At 74.8% G+C, this 8,995-nt stretch carries 5 protein-coding genes; 3 read left to right on the top strand and 2 right to left on the bottom strand.

What is annotated here, in order from left to right:
- Positions 1-746: 746 nt before the first annotated feature.
- The gene (locus tag ACFP3V_RS07895; protein ID WP_380581256.1) at positions 747-1,274 is read right to left on the bottom strand and encodes a phosphatase PAP2 family protein; all 528 of its coding nucleotides are present in this window, start codon (positions 1,272-1,274) and stop codon (positions 747-749) included.
- 381 nt (positions 1,275-1,655) lie between these two features.
- On the bottom strand, positions 1,656-3,008 hold the full coding sequence (gene gabT / locus ACFP3V_RS07890) for a 4-aminobutyrate--2-oxoglutarate transaminase (RefSeq protein ID WP_380581254.1): 1,353 nt from the start codon (positions 3,006-3,008) through the stop codon (positions 1,656-1,658).
- Positions 3,009-3,286: 278 nt separating this feature from the next.
- Here gabT and ACFP3V_RS07885 point away from each other — a divergent pair, with 278 nt between their 5' ends.
- The 3 genes from ACFP3V_RS07885 to ACFP3V_RS07875 all read left to right on the top strand — a co-directional run bounded on the left by ACFP3V_RS07885 (position 3,287) and on the right by ACFP3V_RS07875 (position 8,769).
- Entirely contained in the window at positions 3,287-5,335 is a 2,049-nt protein-coding gene (locus ACFP3V_RS07885; RefSeq protein ID WP_380581252.1) for a type IV secretory system conjugative DNA transfer family protein, read from the top strand.
- A gap of 162 nt (positions 5,336-5,497) precedes the next feature.
- Positions 5,498-7,081 carry a PucR family transcriptional regulator gene (locus tag ACFP3V_RS07880; protein WP_380581260.1) on the top strand — a complete coding sequence of 528 codons (1,584 nt, stop codon included), beginning with the start codon at positions 5,498-5,500 and terminating at the stop codon, positions 7,079-7,081.
- 242 nt (positions 7,082-7,323) lie between these two features.
- Positions 7,324-8,769, top strand: coding sequence for an aldehyde dehydrogenase family protein (locus tag ACFP3V_RS07875; protein WP_380581258.1), 1,446 nt, complete (start codon positions 7,324-7,326; stop codon positions 8,767-8,769).
- Positions 8,770-8,995 lie beyond the last annotated feature (226 nt).

The following is an 8,995-nucleotide window of genomic DNA, read 5'->3' as shown; positions in this document are numbered from 1 at the left end:
GCGGGCTGGCTACGGGGCGGCCCGGGTCCCGGGGTCGGCTGCGGCGGGGTGGGGGTGGCCGGCCCCGGCCCGGGCGGGAGGGCGCGGGCCCCGGTGNTGGGGTGGCGCGGCGGGGGTGCAACGGCATTCGGGGGGACGCGATCTGGCTCGCCGTGCGGCTCGCTCCGCTCGCGAAAACGCGGGCTGGCTACGGGGCGGCCCGGGTCCCGGGGTCGGCTGCGGCGGGGTGGGGGTGGCCGGCCCCGGCCCGGGCGGGAGGGCGCGGGCCCCGGTGGGTGCGTGGCGGGTTGGCGACACTCGGGCCGCCACCCTCGCCAACCCGCCAGGGGGAGGATGGTCGCGGCCGGTGGCGGGTGACCGTCGGGCGGCTTGAGGCGGCCGGGCGGGAGGGCGCGGGGCCCCGGTGGGTGCGTGGCGGGTTGGCGACACTCGGGCCGCCACCCTCGCCAACCCGCCAGGGGGAGGATGGTCGCGGCCGGTGGCGGGTGACCGTCGGGCGGCTTGAGGCGGCCGGGCGGGAGGGCGCGGGGCCCCGGTGGGTGCGTGGCGGGTTGGCGACACTCGGGCCGCCGCCCTCGCCAACCCGCCAGGGGGAGGATGGTCGCGGCCGGTGGCGGGTGACCGTCGGGTGGCTCGAGGCGGCCGGGCGGGAGCCGGTGGGTGGCTCGAGGCGGCCGGGCGGGAGCCGGTGGGTGGTGGCGGGTTGGCGAGAGTGGGTGCGGGGCTGTCGCCAACCTGCCAGGGGGTCAGTCGCGTTTGGGCAGGAGCCGGGTGGTGGTCCAGAGGATCAGGCCGGTGAGGCACAGGCTGGCGATGATGTCCAGGAGCCAGTGGTAGTCGTGCCAGAGCAGGCCGATGATGACGCCCAGGCAGACGACTGAGCAGGCGCCGTAGAGGAACCAGCGGAGGCGGGGCCAGGCGCGGGCGAGCAGTAGGGCTGCGGTGCCGAAGCAGATGGCCGAGGTCGCCGTGTGGCCGGAGGGGAACCAGCCCCAGTCGCCGTCCGGGACGGGTTCGACCAGGGGGCCGGGGCGGGCGATGAGGATCTTGCCGGGGATCACTGTGACGAAGAGGAGCAGGCCGGCCACGAGGGCGGCGAGCAGGGGCTTCCAGGAGTGCAGGCGCCAGCCCACGAGGGCTGCGGCCGCGGCGAGGACCGGGACGCCGTAGCCGGCTTCGCCGAGGTTGGACCAGTGCTCGGTGAGCCTGTCCATCCAGTGCGGGTCGTGGCCGGCCACGAAGTGGTCGACCCAGTGCTTGGTGGCGTGGTCCACCACCAGGAGTGGACCGCTGGTGAGGACCTGCTCGGTCAGGAGGACGAGGAGGAGGCCGCAGAGGAGCGGCCAGACCGGGACACGCCGAAGCCGCCCCGGGACAGGGGGGAGAGTCCCGGGGCGGCTGCGTTGATCGACGCTCCGCGTGGCCCGGGGGGTTTGAGCGCTGCGGGCGGTCGATCGGCTGAGGGGTGGGCTCTCGCCCACAGTGGTGTCCTCGGCGTGGTGCTTCTCCATCTGCCAATGACACTACGACAGTGACCCCCTGTGGGGGGATTTGCGTCACCCACCTCCCATGAGGTCCGCACACCTTCTTCACTGCGGGGGACGCAAGAGCCCGGCCCCCGTGGTCGGGGGCCGGGCTGGGGAGTTGACGTGGGATCAGAGGCCGGCGAAGGCGCTCTCAAGGATGTCCAGGCCCTCGTTCAGCAGCTCCTGCGGGATGACCAGCGGGGGCAGGAAGCGGAGCACGTTGCCGTAGGTGCCGGCGGTCAGCACCAGCAGGCCCTGCTGGTGGCAGGCGGCGGCGACGGCGGCGGTGGTCTGCGGGTCCGGCTCCTTGGTGCCGGGCTTGACCAGCTCGATCGCGATCATCGCGCCGCGGCCGCGGACGTCGCCGATGGTGTCGAACTTCTCCTGCATGGCGCGCAGGCGGGTCAGCATGGTCTCGCCGATGGCCTGGGCCTTCGCGTTGAGGTCCAGCTGCTTCATCGTCTCGATGGAGCCGATGGCGGCGGCGCAGGCGACCGGGTTGCCGCCGTAGGTGCCGCCCAGGCCGCCGCCGTGGACGGCGTCCATGATCTCGGCGCGGCCGGTGACGGCGGCGAGCGGGAGGCCGCCGGCGATGCCCTTGGCGGTGGTGATCAGGTCGGGGACGATGCCCTCGTCCTCGCAGGCGAACCACTGGCCGGTGCGGCAGAAGCCGGTCTGGATCTCGTCCGCGACGAAGACGATGCCGTTCTCGCGGGCGAACTCGACGATCTTGGGCAGGAAGCCCTTGGCCGGCTCGATGAAGCCGCCCTCGCCCTGGATGGGCTCGATGACGATGGCGGCGACGTTGTGGGCGCCGATCTGCTTGTTGATGATGTCGATCGCGGCGGCGGCCGCCTCGTCGGCGGCGTTCTCCGGGCCGGTCAGCCAGCGGTAGGGGTAGGCGACCGGGACGCGGTAGACCTCGGGGGCGAAGGGGCCGAAGCCCTCCTTGTAGGGCATGTTCTTCGCGGTCATGCCCATGGTGAGGTTGGTGCGGCCGTGGTAGCCGTGGTCGAAGACCACGACGGCGGTGCGCTTGGTGTAGTGGCGCGCGATCTTGACGGCGTTCTCGACGGCCTCGGCGCCGGAGTTGAACAGCGCGGTGCGCTTCTCGTGGTCGCCCGGGGTCAGCTCGTTCAGCGCCTCGGCGACGGCGACGTAGCCCTCGTAGGGGGTCACCATGAAACAGGTGTGGGTGAACGCGGCCAGCTGGGCGGAGGCCTTCTCGACGACGAGCTCGGCGGCGTTGCCCACGTTCGTGACGGCGATGCCGGAGCCGAAGTCGATCAGCGAGTTGCCGTCCACGTCCTCGACCACGCCGCCACCCGCGCGGGTGATGTAGACGGGGAGGGTGGTGCCCACACCGGCGGCGACGGCGCCGAGCTTGCGGGCGTGCAGCTCCTGCGACTTGGGGCCGGGGATCGCGGTGACGAGGCGGCGCTCCTGGGGGAGGGCGGGGCCGCCGGGCAGCGGGGAACTCATGGTTGTCGGTCTCCCATGCGTCAGGAAGCGCGGGTGGCGCCTCGTCGGGGGTGGGGGAGACGGAGTCTCAACATCCGTCACCAGCAGGCTACGGCCGGACTCCGGCGACGGTATACGCCGCAGGGGCGAAGTGGCCGGTACCCAGTTGGCCACTGGGGTGCAGTTGCGCCGTCCGGGGGCGGGCGCGCGTCCGCGGTGTCCGCACGCCCCTGACGCGCCGTCAGCCAGTAGATTGACGATCAGCGGAGAGCATGGTTGCGGGCGAGGGAGACGGGGCGATGGCTCTGGACGGCAGGACCGTGCAGGCGGCTACCGGGCGGGGGTTCGATCTGGCGCGGTGGTTCGCCGCGCCGCGGCTCCGGGGCACGGCCGGCGTCTACGGGCTGGGGCCCGCGCCGCGCTCCGCGGCCGAGCAGGCGCCGGGGGCGGACGTCCCCGCGGTGAAGCTGTTGTTCCGCGCGGTCCTCAACGCGCTCGTGGCCTGGATCGTCTTCTACTACCTGGGGACGCTCGCGGTCTTCCTGTTCCGCAGCTGGATCGCGGGCTTCGTCGGACACGGACCGGGGTTGACGCTGATCACGGTCCTGGCGTACCTGCCCGTCGTGTGGCTGCTCGTCAGGGTCTTCGGCCGGATGGGCCGTTGGCCGCTCGTCTGGCACCGTCTCCTCAAGCCCGGTCTGGCCCGGGCGCTGGCCGCGACCGAGCCGAAGCAGGTGCCCATCCCCGCGCAGGGCGAGGCGCCCCCGCCCGAGTCGGACCCGTGGGGCGCGCTGCGGGCGGTCACGCCCCCCGAGGCGCTGGCGCTGCTGGAGGCGGAGACCGCGCAGGGGCGGGTGAACGACGTCGACCACCAGCGGCTGCTGCACGCGCTGGACTGCGTGCGGCACGATCCCGAGCGGCTGTCCGCGCTGCTGACCGCGATCCGGGACTTCGGCGCCGCCGCCTGCGCGCATCCGTCCGGCGCCCGGGAGCTGCCGGGCCGGGGCCCGGGGCACGATCTGCTCCTGCGTCAGCTGCGGCTCGGCCACGCCGAGGCGGTGCCGAAGAACCCCGCGGAGTACCGGGGCGTCGACGTGGCGCTGGACCCGGCGCTGCTGGGCACCTCCCTGCTCGCCGTCGGTCCGGCGGGGACGGGCAAGACGGCGCGGCTGGCCCGCCCGGTCGCCGAGGGGTTGTGCCTCCAGGCGCTGACCGGCACCGCCGTGGCCGTCGTCCTCGGTGCGGCGACCGCCGATCTGGGGCCGGCCGAGTGGTACGACGTCGTCGTCGCGCCCGGGGAGCCGGGCAGCCGCTACGGCCTGGATCTCTTCGGCGGCTCGCGCAACCCCGAGGAGGCCGCGGCCCGGCTGGCCGACGCCCTGCTCCCGGACGAGCTGGCGCAGCGCGGCGAGAGCGCCCGGCTGGCCGTGCAGCAGCTGGTGGTGCCGTTCGCGGACGCGCACGGGCGGGTCCCCGGAGTCCGGGAGCTCGGCGCTTTGCTGCGCGGGGACGCGGAGGAGTGGCAGCGGCTGACCGACGCCGTGCGCGCGGCCGGTCAGTGGGAGCGGCACCGGCACCAGCTGGCCCAGCGCGAGCGGCTGCACGGCCAGGCCGACGACCCCGGCACGCTGCTCGCCGACCGGCTCGCCCTGCTCGAACGGCCCGCCTTCGCCGGGATGTTCAACGCCTCGGCGGGGGACCCGGAGCCGCTGCCGCTGTTCGCCCTGCACGCGCTCGACCATCCGCTGCGGGTCCGCGTGGCGCTGCCGGAGCAGAGCCACCCGGAGGCGGCGCGGATCCTGGCCCGGCTGGTGGTCGGCCAGTTCCTGCACGCCGCCGCGGCCCGGAGCGACCGGACGCTCTTCGCCGGACTGGTGGTTGACGACGCGTCAGCCGCCGTGGACGCCCAGGGTGTCCGGGCGCTGCAGCGACTGCGCGGCGCCAACGCCGGGACGGTGCTGGTGCTGCGGTCGCTGACCGACCTGCCGGAGCAACTGCGGACGCCGCTGTTCGGCGCGGTCGGCGGCCGGATGGCGTTCCCCGGCATCGCCCCCTGGGACGGCCAGCTGTTCGCCGACGCCTGGGGCACGCACTGGGTGGACGAGCGGGACGTCACGCGCACCCCCGACACCTCGGGCGGCATGCTGCGGCGCGGCCTGCGCGGGGCGCGGGCGGTGCTGGAGGGGGAGAAGGCGACGACGGAGAGCGTCACCACCCGGAAGGTGGAGCGCCGCCGCTGGTCCTCCTCTGACCTCGCGCACACGCTGCCCGCGGGCCACGCGGTGCTCTCGCTGACGGGGGTGGACGGGACGCCGGTGCCACCGCTCCTGGTCGACCTCAGGGGATAGCCGGCCGTGGCGGGCCCCGCTGGACGAGGGGGAGGAAACCGGGGGGCGGGATTGGCCGTACGGTAGGAAACGCAACGTTTCTCCCAGCCGTCGCGGCTGCCCGCAGCGTGGCGGGCGGGCGCTCCCCTCGCCGAAGGTGTCATGACGTCCCTCAAGAGCTCGATGACCGTCCAGCCCGCCGACGACGTACGGGCCAGCAGCGTCACCCTGGCCTCCCTGGTGCAGATGACCGGCCTCGGGCTGCTCGTGCGGGCGGGGGAGCAGGAGTTGGGACGGCCGGTGCGCTGGGTGCACACGAGCGAGCTGGACGACCCGGTGCCCTATCTGGAGGGCGGGGAGCTGCTGCTCACCACGGGGCTCAAGCTGGGCCGCGGCAAGGAGAAGCTGCGGCAGTACGTGCACCGGCTGGCCGACGCGGGGATCGCCGGGCTCGGCATCGGGGTCGGCCTGTCCTGGGAGCAGATCCCGGCGGCGCTGGTCGAGGCGGCGGAGGAGCGGGGGCTGCCGCTGCTGGAGGTGCCGCAGCCGACGCCGTTCATCGCGATCAGCAAGGCGGTCACCGCGGCGCTGGCCGCCGAGCAGTACCAGGCGGTGACCTCGGCGATCGAGACGCAGGAGGAGCTGACCCGGGCGGCCCTCGGCCGGGACGGCGCCGCGGCCGTGGTCCGGCGGCTGGCCGCCCGCCTCGGCGGCTGGGCGGCGCTCTACGACGCGTCAGGTGCCGTGTCCGTGGCGGCTCCTGACTGGGCGGCACGCCGCGCGGGCCGGCTGCGACCGGAGGTCGACCGGCTGCGCGGCCGCCCGGCCCCGTCGAGCGCGGCCCTGCAGGGCGACGAGGGCGGCTCGCAGGACTACGTGGTGGTGCAGTCGCTGGGAGCGGACCGCAGGGCCCGCGGCTTCCTCGCCGTGGGCACGGAGGACCGGCTGACGTCCGGGGAGCGCTACGTCCTCAACGCCGCCGTGGCGCTGCTGACGCTGACCCTGGAGCGCTCGCGCGACCTGCGCCTGGCCGAGGACCGGATGCGCGGGGCGCTGCTGCGCCTGGTGCTCGCGGGCGAGACCGCGACGGCCCGGGAGGTGGCCGCCGCGCTGACCGGGGGCCTGCCCGAGGGCCGCGTGCGGGTGCTGCTGGCCGCGCCGACGACGGGAGCTGACGAGGCGTCAGCGGGCGTGCTGGACGAGCTGGCCGAGCGCGTCGAGCAGGCCGCGCAGCGGGCCGGCGAGGGACTGCTGATCGCCCCGGTGGGCGAGCGGCTGGTCCTCATCGCCCTCGACGGCGGAGCGGCGCACCGCGCCTGCGCGGACGCGGCCCTGGACCTGGAGGGCGCGGCCCTCGGCATCTCCGGCCCGACGGTCCTGGAGTCGGCGGGCACGGCGGAGACGGAGGCGGAGCGGGCGCTGGCGGTCGCCCTGCGCAGCGGTCGCCGGGTCGTCGACCACGACGAGGTGGGTGCCGGGTCCCTGCTGCCCCTCCTGGGGGACGAGGCCGTCCTGGCGTTCGCCGAGGGGCTGCTGCGGCCGCTGCGCGAGCACGACCGGACCTCGCGGGGCGACCTGGAGGCCAGCCTGCGGGCGTGGCTGTCCCGCCACGGCCAGTGGGACGCGGCGGCGGCGGACCTGGGGGTGCACCGGCACACGCTCCGCTACCGGATGCGCCGGGTCGAGGAACTGCTCGGCCGCTCCCTGGACGACGCCGACGTCCGCATGGAGCTCTGGCTCGCCCTCCGCTCGCAGTCCGACAGTTAGTTGCAGCCCCTTTGGGGGCGCGGGCGACCAGCCCACCACCCAGGGAGGTCCGGCCCCGTCCGCGGGACGAACCTCCACGAGTAGTGGGCCGGCCGCCCGCGCCCCCAAAGGGGCCCTGCATGGTCAGTGTGGAGCGTCAGGTGCCCGCCATTAGGACAGTCCGCACAAACGACCGGGGTAGGGGCCGGTTCTACCGTGGAGCGGCAAGCGACATTCCCCCGCGCAGAAGGGCCGTGAACGCGGTGACCACCACCTACGGATTCTGGCTGGCAGGTCGGCAGGAGACCGGCCCGGAGACCTTCGACGTCCGTCACCCGTACGACGACAGCCTCGTCGGTACCGTCGCGATCGCCTCCGACGCGCAGGTGGAAGAGGCCGTCGCCGCCGCCTACGCCGTCAAGGACGAGTTCGCCGCCACCCCGGCGTACCAGCGGGCCGCCGCGCTCGACCACGTCGCCAAGCGGCTGACGGAGCGCGCCGAGGAGCTCGCCCAGCTGATCACCCGTGAGAACGGCAAGCCGATCAAGTGGGCCCGCGGCGAGATCGGCCGCGCCGCCAGCGTCTTCCGCTGGGCGGCCGAGGAGGCCCGGCGCTTCAACAGCGGTGAGGGCCAGCGCCTCGACACCGACGCCGGCGGCACCGGCCGCCTCGCGCTCGTCCGCCGCTTCAACCGCGGCGTCGTGCTGGGGATCGCGCCGTTCAACTTCCCGCTGAACCTGGTCGCCCACAAGGTCGCCCCGGCCATCGCCGTCGGCGCCCCGATCATCCTCAAGCCGGCCCCGGCCACGCCGATCTCCGCGATCGTCCTCGGCGAGATCCTGGCCGAGACCGACCTCCCGGCCGGCTCCTGGTCGGTGCTGACCGTCCCCAACGACCGGATGCCCGCGCTGGTCCAGGACCCCCGCCTGCCCGTGATCTCCTTCACCGGCTCGGACAAGGTCGGCTACTCGATCCTCGACTCGGTGCCGCGCAAGCACGTCACCCTGGAGCTCGGCGGCAACGCCGCGGCGGTCGTGCTCGCCGACTGGTCCTCGGAGGAGGACCTGGAGTGGGCCGCCACCCGCATCGCGACCTTCGCCAACTACCAGGGCGGCCAGTCCTGCATCTCGGTCCAGCGCGTGATCGCGGACGCGAGCGTGTACGACCGCCTGGTGGAGAAGGTCGTCGCCAAGGTGTCCGCGCAGGTCACCGGCGACCCGACGGACGACGCGGTCGACGTGGGCCCGCTGGTCAGCGAGGACGCAGCCAAGCGCGTCGAGTCCTGGGTGGACGAGGCCGTGGCGGCGGGCGCGCAGCTGCTCACCGGTGGCAAGCGGGAGGGCGCCTCCTACGCGCCCACCGTGCTCTCCGAGCTGCCCGGCGGCGTGACGCTGGCGACGGAGGAGGTCTTCGGACCGGTCCTGACGATCCAGAAGGTCGACGGCACGGACGCGGCCTTCGCCGCGGTCAACGACTCGAAGTTCGGCCTCCAGGCGGGCGTCTTCACGCACGACGTGCAGACCGCGTTCCGCGCCCACCGCGAGCTCGAGGTCGGCGGCGTGGTCATCGGCGACGCGCCGTCCTACCGCGCGGACCAGATGCCCTACGGCGGCGTGAAGGACTCCGGCATCGGCCGCGAGGGCGTGGCCTACGCGATGGCGGACTACACCTACGAGCGCGTTCTCATCCTCACCGGCCTCAACCTGTAGCCCCCGGCTGCGGGCACGGAGCCCCCGAGCGACTCCGCCCCCTCGCCCGCCCCCCAGGGGCGGGCGAGGGGGCGGAGTCGCTCCCACGGCGGCCACCACCGGGCCGAAGGCCGGATTGGCTCACGCCGAGGCCGCCGCCCGCGCGAGCCCCCGGCGGAGCGCGGGTAGCCCCCGCGCCGGAGGTGCTCCTTGCGCCTGCGGGGCGGCTTCGCCGCCCGGACGGATG

This window comes from Streptacidiphilus monticola (assembly GCF_042658505.1).
Taxonomy (GTDB): Bacteria; Actinomycetota; Actinomycetes; order Streptomycetales; family Streptomycetaceae; genus Streptacidiphilus; species Streptacidiphilus monticola.
The sequence above is the reverse complement of the archived record's forward strand: the minus strand, read 5'-3'. Positions and strand labels throughout refer to the sequence as shown.

Excerpts from the sequence above, each read along its gene's own strand:
- ACFP3V_RS07880 (WP_380581260.1), top strand. The coding sequence starts at position 5,498 with ATGACCGTCCAGCCCGCCGACGACGTACGGGCCAGCAGCGTCACCCTG.
- gabT (WP_380581254.1), bottom strand. The coding sequence starts at position 3,008 with ATGAGTTCCCCGCTGCCCGGCGGCCCCGCCCTCCCCCAGGAGCGCCGC.
- ACFP3V_RS07885 (WP_380581252.1), top strand. The coding sequence starts at position 3,287 with ATGGCTCTGGACGGCAGGACCGTGCAGGCGGCTACCGGGCGGGGGTTC.